At 71.9% G+C, this 19,279-nt stretch carries 17 protein-coding genes; 10 read left to right on the plus strand and 7 right to left on the minus strand.

All coding sequences use genetic code 11. From position 1 onward, the window contains the following. Positions 1-404: 404 nt before the first annotated feature. On the plus strand, positions 405-2,480 hold the full coding sequence (locus tag J4709_RS16625; protein ID WP_372442094.1) for a SpoIIE family protein phosphatase: 2,076 nt from the start codon (positions 405-407) through the stop codon (positions 2,478-2,480). A 264-nt stretch (positions 2,481-2,744) separates the two neighbouring features. Continuing rightward, the gene (locus tag J4709_RS16630) at positions 2,745-4,406 is read left to right on the plus strand and encodes an RNA polymerase sigma factor (protein ID WP_208241683.1); all 1,662 of its coding nucleotides are present in this window, start codon (positions 2,745-2,747) and stop codon (positions 4,404-4,406) included. 83 nt (positions 4,407-4,489) lie between these two features. Here the strand turns inward: J4709_RS16630 and J4709_RS16635 are convergent, their stop codons facing one another. Further along, positions 4,490-5,230 carry a YaaA family protein gene (locus J4709_RS16635; RefSeq protein ID WP_208241684.1) on the minus strand — a complete coding sequence of 247 codons (741 nt, stop codon included), beginning with the start codon at positions 5,228-5,230 and terminating at the stop codon, positions 4,490-4,492. A 61-nt stretch (positions 5,231-5,291) separates the two neighbouring features. On the opposite strand from J4709_RS16635, the gene J4709_RS16640 reads away from it, so the two are divergent. Beyond that, a complete protein-coding gene (locus tag J4709_RS16640; RefSeq protein WP_208241685.1) occupies positions 5,292-6,035 on the plus strand; it encodes a GNAT family N-acetyltransferase in 744 nt (247 codons plus the stop codon). A gap of 190 nt (positions 6,036-6,225) precedes the next feature. Here J4709_RS16640 and J4709_RS53365 read toward each other — a convergent pair whose 3' ends face one another. The 3 genes from J4709_RS53365 to J4709_RS16650 all read right to left on the minus strand — a co-directional run bounded on the left by J4709_RS53365 (position 6,226) and on the right by J4709_RS16650 (position 8,569). Beyond that, on the minus strand, positions 6,226-6,456 hold the full coding sequence (locus J4709_RS53365; protein ID WP_151540381.1) for a DUF7455 domain-containing protein: 231 nt from the start codon (positions 6,454-6,456) through the stop codon (positions 6,226-6,228). A gap of 140 nt (positions 6,457-6,596) precedes the next feature. Next, a complete protein-coding gene (locus J4709_RS16645) occupies positions 6,597-7,670 on the minus strand; it encodes an ABC transporter permease (RefSeq protein ID WP_208241686.1) in 1,074 nt (357 codons plus the stop codon). Then, positions 7,667-8,569, minus strand: a complete 903-nt coding sequence (locus tag J4709_RS16650; RefSeq protein WP_173095506.1) for an ABC transporter ATP-binding protein — start codon at positions 8,567-8,569, stop codon at positions 7,667-7,669. The genes J4709_RS16645 and J4709_RS16650 overlap by 4 nt, the downstream gene beginning before the upstream one ends. Before the next feature lie 226 nt (positions 8,570-8,795). Between J4709_RS16650 and J4709_RS16655 the strand changes: the two genes are divergently transcribed. Beyond that, positions 8,796-10,886 (plus strand): DNA gyrase/topoisomerase IV subunit B, encoded by a 2,091-nt coding sequence (locus J4709_RS16655; protein ID WP_372442095.1) that lies wholly within the window; start codon positions 8,796-8,798, stop codon positions 10,884-10,886. Positions 10,887-10,949: 63 nt separating this feature from the next. Here J4709_RS16655 and J4709_RS16660 read toward each other — a convergent pair whose 3' ends face one another. Then, complete coding sequence (locus J4709_RS16660) at positions 10,950-11,822, minus strand: hypothetical protein (protein ID WP_208241687.1); 873 nt, start codon at positions 11,820-11,822, stop codon at positions 10,950-10,952. Positions 11,823-12,077: 255 nt separating this feature from the next. On the opposite strand from J4709_RS16660, the gene J4709_RS16665 reads away from it, so the two are divergent. The 4 genes from J4709_RS16665 to J4709_RS16680 all read left to right on the plus strand — a co-directional run bounded on the left by J4709_RS16665 (position 12,078) and on the right by J4709_RS16680 (position 14,852). Next, positions 12,078-12,560 carry a hypothetical protein gene (locus J4709_RS16665; protein ID WP_208241688.1) on the plus strand — a complete coding sequence of 161 codons (483 nt, stop codon included), beginning with the start codon at positions 12,078-12,080 and terminating at the stop codon, positions 12,558-12,560. Beyond that, the gene (locus J4709_RS16670; RefSeq protein ID WP_208241689.1) at positions 12,557-13,693 is read left to right on the plus strand and encodes a sensor histidine kinase; all 1,137 of its coding nucleotides are present in this window, start codon (positions 12,557-12,559) and stop codon (positions 13,691-13,693) included. The genes J4709_RS16665 and J4709_RS16670 overlap by 4 nt, the downstream gene beginning before the upstream one ends. Positions 13,694-13,709: 16 nt before the next feature. Beyond that, positions 13,710-14,372 (plus strand): response regulator, encoded by a 663-nt coding sequence (locus J4709_RS16675; RefSeq protein WP_208241691.1) that lies wholly within the window; start codon positions 13,710-13,712, stop codon positions 14,370-14,372. Between the two features lie 120 nt (positions 14,373-14,492). Then, positions 14,493-14,852, plus strand: coding sequence for a hypothetical protein (locus J4709_RS16680; RefSeq protein ID WP_208241693.1), 360 nt, complete (start codon positions 14,493-14,495; stop codon positions 14,850-14,852). On the opposite strand, the gene J4709_RS16685 is transcribed toward J4709_RS16680, so the two are convergent. Next, the gene (locus J4709_RS16685; RefSeq protein ID WP_208241695.1) at positions 14,849-15,505 is read right to left on the minus strand and encodes a TetR/AcrR family transcriptional regulator; all 657 of its coding nucleotides are present in this window, start codon (positions 15,503-15,505) and stop codon (positions 14,849-14,851) included. The genes J4709_RS16680 and J4709_RS16685 overlap by 4 nt on opposite strands. 156 nt (positions 15,506-15,661) lie before the next feature. Between J4709_RS16685 and J4709_RS16690 the strand changes: the two genes are divergently transcribed. Both J4709_RS16690 and J4709_RS16695 read left to right on the plus strand, forming a co-directional pair. Next, entirely contained in the window at positions 15,662-16,024 is a 363-nt protein-coding gene (locus J4709_RS16690; RefSeq protein ID WP_208241697.1) for a nuclear transport factor 2 family protein, read from the plus strand. 91 nt (positions 16,025-16,115) lie between these two features. Continuing rightward, positions 16,116-16,664, plus strand: a complete 549-nt coding sequence (locus J4709_RS16695) for a flavoprotein (protein WP_232383614.1) — start codon at positions 16,116-16,118, stop codon at positions 16,662-16,664. Between the two features lie 45 nt (positions 16,665-16,709). On the opposite strand, the gene J4709_RS16700 is transcribed toward J4709_RS16695, so the two are convergent. Next, positions 16,710-19,193 carry a DNA gyrase/topoisomerase IV subunit A gene (locus tag J4709_RS16700; RefSeq protein WP_208241701.1) on the minus strand — a complete coding sequence of 828 codons (2,484 nt, stop codon included), beginning with the start codon at positions 19,191-19,193 and terminating at the stop codon, positions 16,710-16,712. Positions 19,194-19,279: the final 86 nt, after the last annotated feature.

The following is a 19,279-nucleotide window of genomic DNA, read 5'->3' on the forward strand; positions in this document are numbered from 1 at the left end:
TCTAAATCGGGCTGGGGTCCGCCGACCCGCCGCGAGCCGGAACTCGCCGAACCGCCGGGGTTGGCCGCCCGCCGGGCTCCAGGCGCCGTAACATCGCCTACTCGTCCTCTTGATGGGCCGCCACCAGCGGCGCATAGGGAAGGCGTGCGCATCCCGCGTCATCGCGCGGAAGCACGGAGACAACGATGTCCATCAGGGCTTCCGTACGCGGCGAACCATCGGGATGATGAATACCTGACTCCGACCGGTGTTGTGATGGAGGCGGGAGCGCTAGCCTGCTCCCATTCACTCATAGTGATGAAAACTTGCCGCGCGGTACGGGACCCTCTGGGGCGGAGGTGTTGTCCATGAGCACCGAGACGTCCGTTCCCCAACCCCGCGTCTCAGGGGTGGAGGGGCAGCCCATGGATGCGTCCGACTCCGCGCTGTACGCGACCCTGCTGAAGGAAGCCCCGGGAGGGCTGGCGTTCTTCGACGGCGACCTGTGTTGCCGCAAGGCCAACGACGCCCTCGCGACGCTGCTCCGCGTACCCGTCCGCGACCTGCAGCAGCGCCGCCCCGCCGAGGTGCTGCCCAAGGCGCTGGCGACCGCGTTCGAGACGGCGCTGCGCACGGTGCTCGCCGAGGACCGCCCGCTGAGCGACCCCGACCTCGTCGTCCCCGCAGCGCCGGCAGAGCGCGCGGGTGAGGCCCAGGCGGTCGCCACCGCGACCGAGGAGCGGATCCTGGCCTGCACATGGCTGCCCGCGCGCGGGCCCGGCGGAGAGCGTCTCGGCGCCGTGCTGACCGCCCTGGACGTGACCGAGCGGCGCCGCGCCGAGGAGGTCATCCGGCGCAAGGAGCAGCGCTACCGCTCGCTCGTGGAGGCCAGCGCCCAGGTGGTGTGGGTGGCCGCCCCCGACGGCGGCGTGATCGACGACGCCCCGGAGTGGCGCGCCATCACCGGCCAGGCGCGCGACGACTACGACGCCGGCGGCTGGATGGCGGTCGTCCACCCGGAGGACCGCCCCCGCATCGAGGCGGCGTGGCGCGAGTGCGTCGCCGAGAACCAGGTCTTCGAGACCAACTACCGGATCCGCACCAAGAGCGGAACGTACCGGCACTTCGACGTGCGGGCCGTGCCGATCCGGCAGGGCGACGAGGTCATCGAGTGGGTCGGCGCCAACACCGACGTCACCGGGCAGCGCGAGGCCGAGGAGATGCGCGGCCGGCTGACCGAGCAGCTGTCGGCGGCGGCGCTGCGCACCGCGCGCCTCCAGCAGGCGACCTCCATGCTCGCCGAGGCGCTGACCGTCTCCCAGGTCGTGCAGGTCATCACCGAGGTCGGACGGTCCGCCATCGGCGCCGACTACTCGGCCGTGGCGCTGCTGGACGACGACAAGCTGCGGCTGAGCATCGTCACGCCGTCCCAGCCCGGCACCGAGGCCGAGGCACGGCCGCCGGCCCGCGACGACATCAAGGTCGCCGACCAGACCGTCATGTCGGTGGCGGTGCGCGAGAGCCGGCCGTTCCTGGCCGAGCATCCCGACAGCCTGCGCATCCAGCTCGGCCGCGACGAGAAGGAGCTGTTCGCCCAGCACCCCGAGGAGCGCGCCTGGGTCGGCCTGCCCCTCCTGGCGGCGGGCGCCCCGATAGGCGCGCTGCGTTTCTCCTTCACTCGCCCTAGGGAGATCACCGAGGAGGAGCGCGTCTTCCTGGAGGCCCTCGCCGGGCAGTGCGCCCTGGCGGTGGAGCGCGCGCTGCTGTTCGAGCGCGAGCACAGGACCGCCGAGGAGCTCCAGCGCAGCCTGCTGCCCAGCGACCTTCCCCAGCTTCCCGGGATGGTGCTGGCCGCACGGTACAACCCCGCCACCCGCCATGTGCAGGTCGGCGGCGACTGGTACGACGTGTTCCGCCTCCCCGACGACCGGCTCGCGGTCGCGGTGGGCGACGTCATGGGCAAGGGCGTGCTCGCGGCGGCCGGAATGGGACGCGTCCGCAACGCGCTGCGCGCGCTCGCGCTGAACGACCCGCGGCCCGCCGCGGTGCTCGCCGGCCTGGACCGGCTGTTCAGCGCCACCGAGGACGAGGAGCAGTTCACCACCGTCGCGTACGCGGTCATCGACCCCGAGACCGGGCGCGGCGCCTTCAGCAACGCCGGGCACCCGCCACCCCTGCTGATCTCCCCGGACGCCCCCGCGCGCGTGAGCACGCGGGAGCCCGGCACGCCGCTCGGCTGGCCGAGCCAGCGGCAGCAGACAAGTTTTTCCATCGAGACCGGCAACACTGTGGTCTTCTATTCCGATGGACTTGTGGAGAACCGTAGGCGTGGGGTGGACGCCGGGCTGGAGGAACTCGTGGCGACGGCCGCGGACGCCCCACCTGAAGTGGTAGGAGATCCAGAAAGACTCGTCGACTTCCTGGTCGATCGGATGCTTGCCGGGTACGAGCAGGTAGACGATGTGACCGTGCTTGCCCTGCACGTCCCGCCCAAGCCCTAGTGAAACCCGAGTGAAACCCGCCGGAGACGGTGAGGAGGCGGTCCCGTCCGTACGAAGGACCGTCCCGCGCCCTCTAAGGTGGAGAGTTACCGGGTAGGACATCAGGGCGGAATGCGCAGCAGTGCCAGAATGCTTGACCCAGTCAGAGCGGGTACGCTGCGGTCCCGCACCGGAGGTCCGCCGTGTGTGGTCCCACCCAGTGTGAGGCCGGGCCCGTCAGGGCACTTGGGTCAACCAAGCCACACGTTCGTTCGAGAGGTATTTGTGTCGCCTGCTAGCTCGACCTCGAAAGCGTCAGATCTGCACGATCACGTCATCGCGCAACTGATCGAGCGTGGACGGTCCCAGGGTTACCTCGAAGCCGACGACGTACGCCGTACGTTCGAGGAGGCCGACATCCCCGTGTCGAAGGCCTCCAGCATTCTGCGGAGCCTCAGCAAGGAGGGTGTGACCGTCGTGGTGAGCGCTGCCGATTCCGCGGCGCCCAAGCGTTCGCGCAAGCGCGCGGCGCCGCCGGCGCGCAGGCCCAGGACCGCTGCTGCCGCGAAGGAGCAGCCCGACACGGTGACCGCGGTCGTCGGCGACGACGCGGCCGCCGAGGAGACCGCCCCGCGCCCGGAGGCCGCCCGGCCCGCGGCGCCCAAGCCCGCCCCGCCCAAGTCCGCCAAGGCCAAGCCGAAGAAGGCCGCGGCCGCCAAGAAGGGCGCGGCGCAGCCCGCCGCCAAGGCGGCCGCCCCGGCCAAGAAGGCCGGCGACGACCCCGAGCTCGAGGACGACGTGGACGTCGACCTCGACGAGGACCTGAACGACCTGGAGGCCGACCTCGAGGACGAGGCGGCCGAGGTCGAGGAGACGCCCGAGGCCGACGAGGAGGAGGCGGCCCCGGCCGCCGCCGCGCCCGGCAAGGCCCCGGCAGGCAAGAAGACCGGCGACACGCCCGCCGCCGAGGAGGAGGGCTTCACCCTCGGCGACGACGACGAGGACGCCCCGGCCCAGCAGATCGCCGCGGCCGGCGCCACCGCCGACCCGGTCAAGGACTACCTCAAGCAGATCGGCAAGGTCCCGCTGCTCAACGCCGAGCAGGAGGTCGAGCTCGCCAAGCGGATCGAGGCCGGCCTGTTCGCCGAGGAGCGGCTCGCCGCCGACGGCCCCGCGCTCGGCGAGGAGGACCTCGAGGACTTCGAGTGGATCGCCGAGGACGGCCGCCGCGCCAAGAACCACCTGCTGGAGGCCAACCTCCGGCTGGTGGTCTCGCTGGCCAAGCGCTACACCGGCCGCGGCATGCTGTTCCTGGACCTGATCCAGGAGGGCAACCTGGGCCTGATCCGCGCGGTCGAGAAGTTCGACTACACCAAGGGCTACAAGTTCTCCACGTACGCCACCTGGTGGATCCGGCAGGCGATCACCCGCGCGATGGCCGACCAGGCCCGCACCATCCGCATCCCGGTGCACATGGTCGAGGTCATCAACAAGCTGGCCCGCGTGCAGCGCCAGATGCTCCAGGACCTGGGCCGCGAGCCCACCCCGGAGGAGCTGGCCAAGGAGCTCGACATGACCCCGGAGAAGGTCGTCGAGGTGCAGAAGTACGGCCGCGAGCCGATCTCGCTGCACACCCCGCTCGGTGAGGACGGCGACAGCGAGTTCGGCGACCTCATCGAGGACTCCGAGGCGATCGTCCCGGCGGACGCGGTCAGCTTCACGCTGCTGCAGGAGCAGCTCCACTCGGTGCTGGACACGCTCAGCGAGCGCGAGGCGGGCGTGGTGTCGATGCGGTTCGGCCTCACCGACGGCCAGCCGAAGACGCTGGACGAGATCGGCAAGGTGTACGGGGTGACCCGGGAGCGCATCCGGCAGATCGAGTCCAAGACCATGTCGAAGCTGCGCCACCCGTCCCGCTCGCAGGTGCTGCGGGACTATCTCGACTGACACAGTTCGCTTACCGTGCGGCCCCCGTCCAGCAGGACGGGGGCCTGCGCGTGCGCGGCCGGAACCGGCCGCGCACGCGGGCGTCAGCCGGGCAGGATCACGTCGAGGTTGGTGCCGTTCAGCTCGACGGTGTGGCCGAGGCCGGCGACGGCCTTGAGGAGCTCCTCGGGCGTGGCCGGGTCGGCGCCGGCCTTGAGCAGGTCGTGGGCGATCGCGCCGCGGGTCGCCTTGGCCATGTGGCTGACGACCGTGCGCTTCGCGACGCCGCCGGTGATCGTCTCGCGGAAGACGCGGACCGCCACGGCGGGCTGAGGGGCCTTCCAGGCAGCCGCGTACGGCCCGGACCGCATGTCGACGATCAGCCCGGACGGCCGGAGCGCCTTCGTCATCGCGGGCTTCCAGAACGTCCCCAGACGGCCGAGGGGCGGCAATGACACCGACATGGACAACCGGTACGGCGGGACGCGGTCGGTGAGCCGCAGCACGCCCCACAGGCCCGAGAAGACGATGACGCGCTCCGCGGCGGCGTCCGCGTCGAGGCTCGGCAGGTCGAGGTTGTCGTAGAGGACGCCGGTGTAGAGCCGCGCCGCGGGCAGCGCGGGCGCCTCCAGCAGCGCCCGGTCCCGCGCCAGGGCCTCGTCGGCCTGCCCCGCCGGGAGCTCGAGGATCTGCGCCGCATCCTTGCGCTTGCACGCCCTGGTCAGGGCGGTGATGACGCGCTTACGCGCCGCGGTGAGCTCCGGGAGGCTCAGCGAGGCCAGGTCGAGGGGCGGCCCGTCGCCCTCGGTAGCCTTCTTCTCCGACGGCGGCAGCAGGATGTGCACGATCCCCCCGAAAGCGGTGTTCCCTTGATGACACGGTGTTCACGATGACCCGGTTTACGCGATGACGCGGTGCCCCACGATCCCGGGACCGCGGGACCTCGACGGACTCGTGGCCGCGGCGTGGCCGGCGCGGTCCGTCCAGGATATTGGCGGGTGGCTGCTGCGCCAGGCCGACGGCGTCACCAAACGCGCCAATTCCGTCCTGCCCCAGAGCGCTCCCCAGGATCTGGACGCCGCGCTAGCGCGCGCGGAGCGCTTCTACACCGACCTCGGGCTGCCGACGGTGTTCTCGTTGAGCGACAACGCACGGCCAGAGGGCCTTGACGGGGTCCTGGAGGCGCGGGGTTACGAGGTCGTCGACCCTACGCTCGGCATGGTGGCGGACATCGCCGGCCCCTATGGGCGGGACGGCGTGGTGGTGGCCGACGAGCCGTCTCCCGAGTGGCTGGACGTGTGGTGGTCGGTGGACGGCCGCTACGACCACCAGCTGCCGGTGGCCACGGAGATCCTCACCGGTGTGCCGGCGGGATACGCCTCCCTGGACGGCGTCGCCGTCGGACGGGGCGTGCCCCAGGGCGAGTGGCTCGGGATCTATGCGATGGCGGTGGCGCCGGAGGCCCGCAGGCGCGGGCTGGGCCGGCGCGTCCTGCGCGCCCTGCTCGGCTGGGGCCGCGAGCAGGGCTGCGAGCGGGCGTACCTGGTGGTCGTCGAGCGGAACGCCCCCGCGCGGGCGATGTACGCGGCCGAGGGGTTCACCGAATCCGGCGGATACCACTATCGCGTGAAGACGGTCACCGCCGGGTGAGAAAAGCGGCGAACGCGTGGTCCGCGTCACCGGAGCGACGAATATCCGATACTCAGAGTGACGAGATAATCACTCTCTGAATCCATTTCGCAATGCCCCGTGTTGGGGCCCGATGGGGGCGGCGACTGAAATGCCGAACGGCGGCCACCGTCTCCGGTGGCCGCCGCCGCGGGGTGTGCTATTTCGATCCCTACCGCTCGTCTTCCGAAGCGGTAGCCGGGGTTTCGTTGAGCCTGTCGGTCTCATCCTGAATGTCGGCCCCGTTGGCGCGCAGGGCCTCCGCGTACTTACGCCCGTGGTGGGCGCAGAACAGAAGGTCGCCGCCGCCTACAAGGACTGCACGGACGTAGGCCTGGGCGCCGCAGCGGTCGCACCGGTCGGCGACGGTCAGCGGCTTGGTCGGGGCAAGGGCTCCAGTCACGGCACCTTCCTCATGCTCGGGGTCGGTACTTAGGACAACATCTAACCCGACGTGGACGTTCCCAACCTGTTTCTTCGTACGCCCACAGCAGAATGGCTCGATTAGTGACCGAGGTCACACCGTTGCGCCACGGTCGTTTCTCACGCGCTGTCCCAGCGGAAGAGGCGCATGGCGACGAGCCCGCCCACCACCGCGAAACCGAGCAGGATTCCCATCTGCGGCAGTGCGGACATCGGCCCGAGGCCGCGGCCCATCACGTTCAGCATCCCGGTGTTCAGATACCGCAGCGGGAAGACGTAGGCGATCGTCCGCATCCACGTGGGCGAGGCGTCCAGCGGGAAGAACGAGCCGCCCAGGAAGGCCATCGGCAGCACCACCAGCTGCGTCACCGCCTGCGCCGTCTCCTGTGTCTTCGCCCAGGCGCCGATCACCATCCCGATCGCCAGGAACGCCAGCACCCCTGACAGGACCATCGGGATCGCCATCCACCAGTAGTGGCCGAGCTTCAGGCCGAAGAACGGCAGCTGCGCCACCGCCACGAACAGGGCGAACTGCACCAGCGCCACGGCCAGGCTCACCGCGACGCGCGCCGCGAACACCGTGGGGATCGGCGCCGGGGACAGCTGGAGTCGGCGCAGGATGCCCTTCGTCCGCCACGTCACGAGCGTCTGCGACGCGCCGAACACGCCCGCGGACGCCAGCGCCCAGCCCAGCAGGCTCGGCGTGAAGAACTGGATCGCCTTCAGCGAGTCGTCCTCCACCTGCTGCGCCGCCACGTGGTAGGCGGGCGGCTTGCCGGTCGCCGCCTGGTTCGCGCCCTGCACGATCGAGTTCATCAGGCCCTGCACGGTCCCGGACTTGACCTGGTCGGCCGCCGAGTAGTGCACGACCAGCTGGTTCCCCACCTGCTCCACGGCCGCGTCCGCGTCGCCCTTGGTGACCTTGTGCAGCGCGCCGTGCTTGTCCGAGGCCTTGGACAGCTTCATGGTCTTGCCGAGCTCGCCGGAGCCGTGCGCCATCGCCTGGTCCAGGATCGGCACGTTGCCGATCTCCAGCACCTTGACCTTCGAGGTGCTCTGGTGGCCGAACACGCCGCCGAAGATCACCAGGAACATCAGCGGGAACAGCACGGTGAAGAACAGCGCGCCCCGGTCCCGCCGGAAGCCCAGGAACATCGCCCGGGACAGGCTCTTGAAACTCTCGAGTGTGCTCACGCCCTGTACTCCCGTCCGGTGAGCTCCAGAAAGACGTCCTCGAGGGTCGCGCCGCGGATCTGCACCCCGTCCAGCGCGTCCTTCGCGGCCATGGCCGCCACCACCGCCGAGGGGTCCCGGGTGGAGATGGTCAGCGAGACGCCGTCGTCGTCGGCCTCGTCGGCTCCGGGCAGCTGGCGGGCGTCGGCCGCGTCCAGCACGCCGCTGGCGATGCTGATCCGGGCCGGCGCGTCCAGGCCGCGCACCAGCACCGCGGGCGGGCCGAGCTTCAGGATCCGGCCCGCGTCCATGATGGCGACGCGGTCGCACAGCGACTCGGCCTCGTCCATGTAGTGCGTGGTGAGGACGATGGTGCGGCCCTCGGTGTTGATGGTGCGCAGCACGTCCCACAGGTTGCGCCGGGCCTGCGGGTCCAGCGCGGCGGTCGGCTCGTCGAGGAAGACCAGCTCCGGGTCGTGCACGAGCGCGCACGCGATGGACAGCCGCTGCGCCTGCCCGCCCGACAGCTTCTCCACCCGCACGTCCGCCTTGTCGGCGAGCCCCACGGCCTCCAGCATCGCGTCGGCCTTCTTCGCCGGGACGCCGTACAGCGACCCGAACGTCTGGAGCTGCTCGCGCGCGGTGAGCCGCTCGAAGAACGAGGACGCCTGCAGTTGCACGCCGATCCGGGGGAGTAGCCGCGGGTTGCGCGGCCACGGGGGGAGGCCGAGGACGGAGACCGTGCCCTCGTCCGCCTGGCGGAGGCCTTCGACGATCTCCAGGGTCGTCGTCTTGCCGGCCCCGTTGGGCCCCAGGATCCCGAAGAACTCGCCCTCGTCGACCGAGAACGTCACCCCGTCGACGGCGTTGACGTCCCCGTAGCGCTTACGGAGCCCGTTGACCCCGATCGTTTCTGCCATGACCAGGACATTAGGGAATCCACGCGGAGCCGTGCACCCACCTATAGGTGGACGTTGCGGCACTCCACCCCTGGTTGGGCGAGAATCGCCCGGACGGGTGCCGGACGCCCGCAAGATCACCGCCGGGAAGGGGCCCGGACGGCCCGGGCGGCGAGCCTTTCGAACGTTTGTCGGTGCCCGGGGGTACCCTCGTGCCGAATGTCCTACCCCCGAGGAGCACAAGCAGTTGACCGCCGCGACCGCCGAAGCGATGACCGATGACCCGCACGGCTACTCCGCCCGGCACCTCTCGGTGCTCGAGGGGCTGGAGGCCGTGCGGAAGCGACCCGGAATGTACATCGGGTCGACCGACAGCCGTGGCCTGGCGCACTGCCTGTGGGAGATCGTCGACAACTGCGTCGACGAGGCCCTGGCCGGGTACTGCACGCACATCAGCGTGACGCTGCACGCCGACGGATCGTTCGAGGTGGGCGACAACGGTCGCGGCATCCCGGTCGACCTGGAGCCCAAGACGGGCCTGCCCGGGGTGGAGCTGGTGATGACCCGGCTGCACGCGGGCGGCAAGTTCGGCGGGGTGTCCTACACCGCCTCCGGCGGCCTGCACGGCGTCGGCGCGTCCGTGGTGAACGCGCTGTCGGCCCGGCTGGACGTGGAGGTCGACCGCGAGGGCCACACCCACGCGATCAGCTTCCGGCGCGGCCTGCCCGGCGAGTTCGCCGACGACGGCCGCCCGAACGCCCGGTTCAAGAAGAGGTCGGGCCTGCGGCAGATCCGCAAGGTCGCCAGGAAGGTCACCGGCACCCGCACCCGGTTCTGGCCGGACATGCAGATCTTCCTCGCCGACGCCACGGTCGAGCAGGCCCTCGTCCTGGACCGGATGCGCCAGACGGCGTTCCTGATCCCCGGCCTGACCATCGACGTCCGCGACGAGCGCGGCGAGGAGACCGTCGAGGAGACCTTCCGGTTCGACGGCGGCATCAGCGAGTACTGCACCTACCTCGCCAAGGACGCCGCCCTGGTCGACGTGCTGCGGCTGCAGGGCCGCGGGCACTTCACCGAGACCGTCCCGGTGCTGGACGACCAGGGCCACCTCACCCCCACCGACGTCGAGCGCGACCTGGAGGTCGACGTCGCGCTGCGCTGGGGCACCGGCTACGACACGCTCACCCGGTCGTTCGTGAACGTGATCGCCACCCCGAAGGGCGGCACCCACCTGCGCGGGTTCGACCGGGCCGTGCTCAAGGTGATCAACGAGCAGCTGCGCGCGACCAAGCTGCTGAAGAACGGCGACGAGGACGTCATCAAGGAGGACGTCCTGGAGGGCCTGACCGCCGTGGTGACGGTCCGGCTGCCCGAGCCGCAGTTCGAGGGGCAGACCAAGGAGATCCTCGGCACCTCGGCGGCGACCCGGATCGTCTCGCAGGTGGTGACGCGGGAGCTCAAGGCGGTGTTCGAGAACCCGCCGCGCGGCCAGAAGCAGCCGCTGCGCGCCGTGCTGGAGAAGGTCGTGGGGGCGGCCAAGACCCGGATCGCGGCCCGCACCCAGCGCGACAACCAGCGCCGCAAGAACGCGCTGGAGAACTCCGCGCTGCCGGCCAAGCTGGTCGACTGCCGCAACGCCGACGACCGCAGCGAGCTGTTCATCGTCGAGGGCGACTCGGCGCTCGGCACCGCCAAGCTGGCCCGCAACTCCGAGTTCCAGGCGCTGCTGCCGATCCGCGGCAAGATCCTCAACGTGCAGAAGGCGTCCGTCGCGGACATGCTGAAGAACGCCGAATGCGCGGCGATCATCCAGGTGATCGGGGCGGGCTCGGGCCGCACGTTCGACATCGACGCCGCCCGCTACGGCCGGATCATCCTGATGGCGGACGCCGACGTCGACGGCTCGCACATCCGCACGCTGCTGCTGACGCTGCTGTTCCGCTACATGCGGCCGATGCTGGAGGCGGGGCGGGTGTTCACCGCGGTGCCGCCGCTGCACCGGATCGAGCTGGTCAAGCCCCGGAAGGGCCAGGAGAAGTACGTCTACTGCTACAGCGACGGCGAGCTGACCCGCAAGCTGGTGGAGTTCGAGCGCAAGGGGCAGCGCTGGAAGGAGCCGATCCAGCGCTACAAGGGCCTCGGTGAGATGGACGCCGACCAGCTCGCGGAGACCACGATGGACCCGCGCCACCGCATCCTGCGGCGGATCCGGGTGGAGGACGCCGACCAGGCCGCGAAGATCTTCGATCTGCTGATGGGCAGCGACGTCGCGCCGCGCCGGGAGTTCATCACCGCCGGCGCGGCCGAGCTGGACACCGAGCGCATCGACATGTAGCCGCGCCCTCGCGGATCCGCTGGTCCGGGGGTGGTGCGGGTGCCACCCCCGGCGAGTGGTGCGTCAGCCCTTGATGCGCAGGTTGCGCAGCTGCTGGATCGGGTCCTGCTTCGCCTTGCGCTGCGCGGCGGCCGACGGCCACGGGGCATACGGCGCGAGCGCGAGGTAGGTGTCGAACGACGCGGCGTTGTTGCCGGTCGCCGACGGCAGCCCGGCCTTCCAGTCGATCACCGGCCCGAACAGCCCGCAGCCGTCGGTCTTCGGCACGGCGAAGGCGTTGTCGGCGGCGGGGGTGTGCAGGATCGGCGGGTGGTTGAACGAGTCGGCGGGGTCGCCCTCGTCCACCACGCTGATCTGGCCGAGGTCGACGCCGAGATCGAGCTTGACCGGGTCCTTCTTGGAACCGATCGAGCAGCCCTTCCCGACCGCGTCGTTGATGATCTTGATCTTCATCTCCAGGCCCGCGTTCGGGAGGTTGAAGGTGAAGCCGCCGGTGTACTTCGGCTGCACCTGCACCTTGTTGAACGGCAGGCCGTCGAGGCCGGGGACGTTCAGGCCGAGCAGGCCGAGCACGCCGCCGGGGATGGTCATCGGCTTGCCGGTCAGCGTGACGCTGGTGAACTCCGAGTCCGACGAGGCGTCGCGCTGGACCGACTGGACGGTGATCCGCATCGGCTCGGTGATGTTCTGGCTGAGCCCGCCGAGCTTCATGGAGCCGCCGGTCACGACCATCTGCATGCACAGGCCGAGGGTCGGGTCGATGCCGGCGGGCAGCGGCGGGCAGTCCTTGGCGAAGTCGAACGCCGGGACGCCGGGGGCCGGCGCCTCGGTGGTCGTGGCCGGGGCCTGCGGGGACGCCTGGGCCGGTGCGGCGACCGCACCGAGGGCCAGGGTGAGGGGCGCCGCCACGGCGGCGGCGCGGAGGAGGGATTTCACGGGTTCTGGACGCGCCTTTCGCTGGTGCTGCGCGGACGCCTTTGGAGCGATCCACGCACGGGTGGTACCCGATTTAAAAACGCGAACGTTTCTCGAATCAAGATCGCATATCCGGCCGGATTCGGCCAGTTCCCACTGGCACCTTCCGGCTGGTGAGCCGCCGCTCACGCAGGGTTCTCCACCCGCCGGTGGAGACCCCGAAGTCCAGCCGCGCGCCGATCCCCGCGGCGCCCGCCCCGATCTACCGTCGAGGCCATGAACACCGCCGCCAACGTGCTCATCGGCCTCGCCGTCCTCGCGCTCGTGGTCTACCGCCAGCTGCGCGCCCGGCCGGTCGGCGAGCGCAGGCTCTACACCGTCCCCGCAGTCCTGGCCGTGATCGGCGTGGCGCAGGGCGGCCTGCTCGACGACGCGCACCCGGCGCTCAGCGTCGCGCTCCTCGCCGGCGAGACCGCCGCCGCGGTCGCGTTCGGCGCCCTGCGCGCGGCGACCGTCCGGCTGTGGCGCGGGAACGACGGCGCGCTGTGGCGCCGCGGCACCGGCTGGACCCTCGCGGCCTGGCTCGTGTCGATCCTGAGCCGCGTCGGGTTCCTCGCCGCCGGGCACGCGCTCGGCCTCAAGGTGAGCCCCAGCCTCTTCCTGGTCTTCCTCGCCCTGACGCTGATCGTCCAGAACCTGCTGGTGGCCTGGCGCGGACGGCGGCTCACCGGGACCGCAGCGGCTAGCGTCGCATCGTGAAGATCGGATCCTTCACCCTCGAGGAGCGGCTCGTCCGGACGATCGCGATCACGGTCGCGCTGATCTGGGGAGCCGTGGCCTACTTCCGCGGGCTGCTGCACTCCACGCCCGCCCCGGCCCTGCACGGCGAGGGACTCGCGGTGGTCCTGCTCAACGCCGCGACGTTCGCGCTCCTCGGCGCGGGACTGTGGGTGGGGCGGCCGAAGGGCTCCCGCTGGTGCCGGATCGGGAACGCCCTGCTCCTCGGCGCGATGGGGACGTCCCTCTCGCTGTACGCGGTCGCCCCGCACGGCGGCGGCGGGTACTTCTTCTCGATGGTCGCCATGTGGGTGCTGCTGATGCGGATGCCGGCGCGCTGGGGAGTGGCCCTCGGCGGCGCCACCGTGATCGCCGTCGGCGCGCTGGGGGAGGCCTACGGCCACGGTCCCGACTACGGGCTGCTCGCCGCGTTCGTCGGCCTGACCCTCGGCGCCCTCGCCAGCCGGCAGAGCGCCCAGGCGCAGGAGGCCGCCCGCCGGGCCGAGGCGTCCAACGCGGTGCTCGCCGAGCGGTCGCACATCGCCCGCGAGATCCACGACATCCTCGCCCACTCGCTGTCGGCGCAGATCGTCCACCTGGAGGGCGCGCGGCTGCTGCTGTCGCGGGACGGCGACCGGGTGCAGGCCCTGGACCGGGTCGAGCGCGCGCGCAACCTCGCCAAGTCCGGCCTGGACGAGACCAGGCGCGCGCTGGCGACGCTGCGCGGCGAGGTCCCCGAGCCGAAGGAGGTCATCGCGGAGCTGGCGGAGGAGTTCTACGCCAGCACGGGCCGCCCCTGCGACGTCCAGGTGACCGGCGTCCCCCGCGAGCTGCCGCCGCAGGCCGGGCTCGCGGTCGTCCGGACCGCCCAGGAGGCGCTCACCAACGTCCGCAAGCACGCGCCCGGCGCCCGCACGCGCATCGCGCTGCGCTACCTCGGCGACGCCGTCGAGCTCGAGGTGTCCGACACCGGCGGGACCGAGCCGGTGCTGGAGCTGGAGGGCGGCGGCTACGGGCTGGTCGGCATGCGGGAGCGGGCGGAACTGATCGGTGGGACCCTGGAGACCGGGCCGGAGGGCAAGGGCTTCCGCGTCGCCCTCCGGGTGCCGGCGTGACACGGGACGGGGCACGGTGAGCGACGAGACGAGGATCCTGGTCGTCGACGACCAGACGGTGGTGCGGGAGGGCCTGGTCCTGCTGCTGGAGCTGCTGCCCGGCATCGAGGTGGCCGGGTCGGCGGGCGACGGCGAGCAGGCCCTCGCCATGGTCGGCGAGCTGCGGCCCGACGTGGTGCTCATGGACCTGCGGATGCCGCGGGTCGACGGGGTGGAGGCGACCCGGCGGATCAAGCAGGCGCATCCGGAGGTCGAGGTCGTCGTGCTGACCACCTACGCCGACGACGAGTCGATCTTCGCGGCGCTGCGCGCCGGTGCCCGCGGGTACCTCACCAAGGACGCGGGCGCCGACGAGATCGCCCGCGCGGTCGCCGCGGTGCGCGGCGGCGCGGCGCAGCTCGACCCGGCGATCCAGCGCCGGCTGGTCGAGGCGGTCGCCGCCGACCAGCGGCCGGTCCGCGCCGCCCGCGGCGAGCTGCCCGACGGGCTGACCCGCCGCGAGGCCGAGGTGCTCGCGCTGATCGCGCAGGGCCGCTCGAACACCGAGATCGCCGGCGACCTGTTCATCAGCGAGGCGACGGTGAAGACCCACATCAACAACCTGTTCGCCAAGGCCGGGCTGCGGGACCGCGCGCAGGCCGTCACGTACGCCTTCCGGCACGGCCTGGCCGGGTCCTAGGCACCCGCGCGGGGCCGGGACGATCAATCGGTCAGCCGGCGGCAAGACCTCGGTCAAGGCGCCCGCCCGCCGGCGTTCCGGTCCGCAGCATGGGAGGTCCGGAACCCGGAAGGACCTCGCGTGCACAGAACCGTGATGATCGCGGAGTACCTGCGCCCGTACGCGCAGTGGCGGATCGCCCGCCCCGACCCCGCCGACGACTGCCGCAACGCCCGCGCCGCGATCGGCCTGATCGACGCGGCCGCCTACGTCGCGCAGCTGGACGACTGCGACCGCGTGATCGTCCGGATGGCCGTCGCCGGCTGCTTCGCCAAGGGCCGCTTCGACCCGGGGCCCGAGGGCGAGACCCTCGTCCGCCACTGGCACTACGACGAGGCCGTGGGCGGCGCGGCCGACCTGCTGGACGGCCTGGCCGCGTGCGCCGAGCGCGCCGCGTCCGACGAGCACGCCGGGCGTGCGGCCGCCTTCAGCCTGCACTAGGGCGACCGCGGTTCTCCGGCGGCCTCCTCGTGTTCGAGCGCGCGGACGAGCGCCGCGAACCCGGCGTCGACCCCGGCGGTGTCGCCGCTGATCAGCCGCTCCAGCAGGAAACCGCGCAGGGTCGCCAGGATCATCTCGCTGACCTGCAGCTTGCGCGCCTCGGACCAGCCGGGCGGGCAGAAGGACCGCAGGATCGGGATGTACTGCCGGGACGCCCCGCGGCCGAGTTCGCCGTGCCGTTCGGTGTCGTACATGGCCAGGCCCATGGCCTGGTCCAGGACGCGCCGCAGTCCCCGCTCCTCGTTCATCAGGGTCGGCCAGATGGCGCGCACCCGCTCCGCCAGCGTCCCGCCGCCCCGCTCTTCGGCGGCGACGGCGAGCGCGTTGCCGATGCGCCGGTCGCGCAGCCTGGCGACCGCCTGCCGGAGCAGGTCGTCGGCGCCCTCGAAGTGGTAGAGCAGGACCTTGTGCGTGGTGCCGGCCGCGCGGGCGGCGCGCCGCAGCGAGAAGTCGACGAGCCCGTTGACCGCCAGGTCGTCGGTGACGCGTTCGAGCAGCTCGCGCCGCCTGGCCTCGCCGCGCGGCGATCCCGCCGACCGCCGGTAGGCCGCCTTCTTCGGCGGCCCCCCGGTGGTCCGTGCGGCGTCCGTCATCGCCCCTCCGTTCCCGGCTTGCGTTCCACACCGAAGCCTAGGGTCGGCGAGCCCGGCTCGGGGACGGCGCATCGCCGCAGCCTGCACATACGCGGGCGCTATGACCAACTTTGCCGGGAATTGGTGGCCAAGCGGGCGCTTGGTAGCCTCTGTCGCATGCCGACCCAGGAACAGATGAAAAGCACGCTTCAGGCCTATGTCGACGGCTTCAACTCCGGCGACCCCGCGGCCGTCACCGGCCTGTTCGCCGACGACGCCGTCGTGGTCGACCCGGTCGGCAACCCGCCGATGGAGGGCCGCGCCGCGATCGACGAGTTCTACGGCAACGCCGTGGCCGCCGGCGCGAAGCTGTCGCTCGACGCCCCCATCCGCGGCTCCCACGGCGACCGCGCCGCGATGGCCTTCAGCGTGAACATGCCGGGCATGCGCATCCGCGTCATCGACGTCATGACGTTCAACGACGACGGGAAGATCGTCCGGATGGAGGCGCACTGGGGGCTCGACGACATCGAGCAGTGATCACGCCGCGCGGGCGGCGGCCGCGGCCCCGTCGTGGCGGCTCCCCGCGCGCATGGCAGGGTGGGGAACCCACGACGAAACGGGGGACGCCTTGCCCGCGGGACCGGTGCTGTACGTGATCGCCTGCGGCGGGCGGCCCGCCGCGGAGCTGCCGGCCTTCGTCGAGCGGCTGCTCGGCGACGGCTGGACGGTCTGCGTCGTCGCGACGCCGTCAGGCACGAAGTTCGTCGACGCCGCGCGGCTGTCCGGGCTGACGGGCTTCCCCGTCCGCTCGGACTACAAGCGGCCCGAAGAGCCCGACGTGCTGCCGCCCGCCGACGCGTTCGCCGTCGTCCCGGCCACCTTCAACACCGTCAACAAGTGGGCGCACGGCATCAGCGACACGCTCGCCCTCGGCCTGCTCAACGAGGCCGTCGGCCTCGGCCGCCCGATCGTCGCCGCGCCGTGGCCCAACGCGGCGCTCGCCCGCCATCCGGTCTTCCCGCGCAGCATCGCCGAGCTCCGCGCGTGGGGCGTCACCGTCGTGCTGGACCCGGAGGGATTCCCGTCGCCCGACTCCGAGAAGCCGAGCGGCGCGGCGTTCCCCTGGGCGGAGCTCCACGACCGGCTCGCGGCCCTGCACGCCCGGCTCACCGGCTGACGGCCGCCGCCCCGGGCCCGCACGAGGCGGGCCCGGGACCCGCCGCTACTCCTCGCCGCCGTCCGGCGGGACCGGGCCGATCGGCCCGCTGATCGACACGATCCGGGTCGTCAGCCGCTCGCCGGACCCGTCGCGGCGGCCGAGCTCCACGTTCAGCGTGGCGGGCTTGCCGTTCGCGCCCCCGGCGCGCAGCGGCGTCGGCGCCGCCCACGCCTGGAGCAGGACGTCCTCCCCCTTCAGGAAGCGGTGCGCGCGGACGCCGCCGGTCGCGCGGCCCTTGGCCGGGAAGTCGGCGAAGTCGGCCAGCTTGATCGCGCCGGTCTGGGTGCCGGGCAGCGCCGACGACGAACCGGACACCGTGATCACCCGGGCCTCGCGGTCGGGGTCGAGCGCGCCGAACCACAGCACCTGGGCGTCCGGGCCGAGCTTGATGCCGGCCATCCCGCCGGCGGCCCGGCCCTGCGGCCGGACGTTGGACGCGGCGAAGTGCAGCAGCTGCGCGTCGGTCGTGATGAACACCAGGTGCTGGTCCTCGGCCAGCAGCTGGACGGCGCCGACGACGCGGTCGCCGTCCTTGAGGCCGATGACCTCGAACTCGTCGCGGTTCGCGGGGAAGTCCGGGACGACCCGCTTGATCACGCCCTGCGCCGTGCCGAGGGCGAGCCCGCCGCCCTCCTCCGACAGCGACCCGATCCCGACGACGGTCTCGTCCGGTTCCAGGTCGACGTACTCGGTCACCGGCGCGCCGCCCGCCAGGGACGGCGGCGTCGCCGACGGGGGCAGCGTCGGCAGGTCCAGGACGTCGATGCGGATCATCCGCCCGAGCGAGGTCACCGCGCCGACCTGCCCGCGGGCCGTCGCCGGGACGACCGAGACCAGCACGTCGTGCGGCGCGCGAGGGCCGCTGTCGGGCAGCGGGCCGGCGCCGTGCGTGCGGGCCAGCAGCCCGGTGGACGACAGCAGCACCGTGCACGGGTCGTCCGCCACCTCGAGCGGCACGGCGGCCGCGGCGGTGTGGCCGGAGGACTCCAGCAGGATCGTCCGGCGCGGGGTCGAGTACTCGGAGGCGACCTCGCCGAGCTCCTTGGACACCAGGGCGCGCAGCTTGCGCTCCGACTCCAGGATCGCGGTCAGCTTCGCGATCTCCTTGGCGAGCTGCTCCTTCTCCTTCTCCAGCTCGAGCCGGTCGTAGCGGGTGAGGCGGCGCAGCGGGGTGTCCAGGATGTACTGCGCCTGGATCTCCGACAGCTCGAAGATCTGCATCAGCCGCTGCTTGGCCTGCCCGGCGTCGTCGCTCTGCCGGATGACCTGGATGACCTCGTCGATGTTGAGCAGCGCGACCAGCAGGCCGTCGACGAGGTGCAGCCGGTCCTCGCGCTTCTTGCGGCGGAACATCGACCGGCGCCGCACGACCTCGATGCGGTGGTCGACGTACACCTGCAGCAGCTCGCGCAGGCCGAGCGTGCGCGGCCGGCCGTCGACGAGCGCGACGTTGTTGATGCCGAAGGTCTCCTCCATCGGCGTCAGCCGGTAGAGGTCCTGCAGGACGGCCTCGGGGTTGAAGCCGTTCTTGATCTCGATGACCAGGCGCAGGCCGACGTTGCGGTCGGTGAGGTCCTTCAGGTCGGCGATGCCCTGGATCTTCTTGGCGTTGACCAGTTCCTTGATCTTGGCCTTGACGCGCTCCGGGCCGACCGCGTACGGCAGCTCGCTGACCACGATGCCCTTGCGGCGCGGCGTGACGTTCTCGATGGTCGTGGTGGCGCGGGTGCGGAACGTCCCGCGGCCCCTCTCGTAGGCGTCCCGGATGCCGTCCAGCCCGACGATCCTGCCGCCGGTGGGCAGGTCGGGGCCGGGCACGAAGCGCATCAGGTCCTCGAGCGTGGCGTCCGGGTGGTCGATCAGGTGCCGGGCCGCCGCGACCACCTCGCCGAGGTTGTGCGGGGCCATGTTGGTGGCCATCCCGACCGCGATCCCGGACGCGCCGTTCACCAGCAGGTTCGGGAACGCGGCGGGCAGCACCTCCGGCTCCTGCTCCTGGCCGTCGTAGTTCGGCCGGAACTCGACGGTGTCCTCGTCGATGGAGGCGACCATCATCAGCGCCTCGCGGGACATCCGGGCCTCGGTGTACCGCATGGCGGCGGGCATGTCGTCGCCGCCGAGCGAGCCGAAGTTGCCGTGCCCGTCGACCAGCGGCATCCGCATCGCCCACGGCTGGGCCATCCGCACCATCGCGTCGTAGATCGCGCTGTCGCCGTGCGGGTGCAGCTTGCCCATGACCTCGCCGACGACGCGCGCGCACTTGACGTGCCCGCGGTCGGGGCGCAGCCCCATCTCGTTCATCGAGTACAGGATCCGCCGCTGGACGGGCTTCAGCCCGTCGCGGGCGTCGGGAAGCGCCCGCTGGTAGATCACCGAGTAGGCGTACTCGAGGTAGCTGCCGCGCATCTCCTCGGAGACGTCGACGTCGACGATGTTCTCCTCGAAGTCCGGCGGCGGGGGAGGGGCTTGGGATCCGCGTCGTGCCATGCCCCACATTGTGGCCGGTCCCGCCGACATCTTTCGCCCGCCCCACCGGATGTGCCGCGGATCGGTTCCCGGCCCGGCGCCCGGGT

Source organism: Actinomadura violacea, from assembly GCF_017573465.1.
Taxonomy (GTDB): domain Bacteria; phylum Actinomycetota; class Actinomycetes; order Streptosporangiales; family Streptosporangiaceae; genus Spirillospora; species Spirillospora violacea.

What these genes read in the sequence shown, in the direction of transcription:
- J4709_RS16640 (WP_208241685.1), top strand. Translation starts at nt 5,292, where the DNA reads ATGACGCGGTGCCCCACGATCCCGGGACCGCGGGACCTCGACGGACTC.
- J4709_RS16690 (WP_208241697.1), top strand. Translation starts at nt 15,662, where the DNA reads ATGCCGACCCAGGAACAGATGAAAAGCACGCTTCAGGCCTATGTCGAC.
- J4709_RS16650 (WP_173095506.1), bottom strand. Translation starts at nt 8,569, where the DNA reads ATGGCAGAAACGATCGGGGTCAACGGGCTCCGTAAGCGCTACGGGGAC.
- J4709_RS16665 (WP_208241688.1), top strand. Translation starts at nt 12,078, where the DNA reads ATGAACACCGCCGCCAACGTGCTCATCGGCCTCGCCGTCCTCGCGCTC.
- J4709_RS16700 (WP_208241701.1), bottom strand. Translation starts at nt 19,193, where the DNA reads ATGGCACGACGCGGATCCCAAGCCCCTCCCCCGCCGCCGGACTTCGAG.
- J4709_RS16625 (WP_372442094.1), top strand. Translation starts at nt 405, where the DNA reads ATGGATGCGTCCGACTCCGCGCTGTACGCGACCCTGCTGAAGGAAGCC.
- J4709_RS16685 (WP_208241695.1), bottom strand. Translation starts at nt 15,505, where the DNA reads ATGACGGACGCCGCACGGACCACCGGGGGGCCGCCGAAGAAGGCGGCC.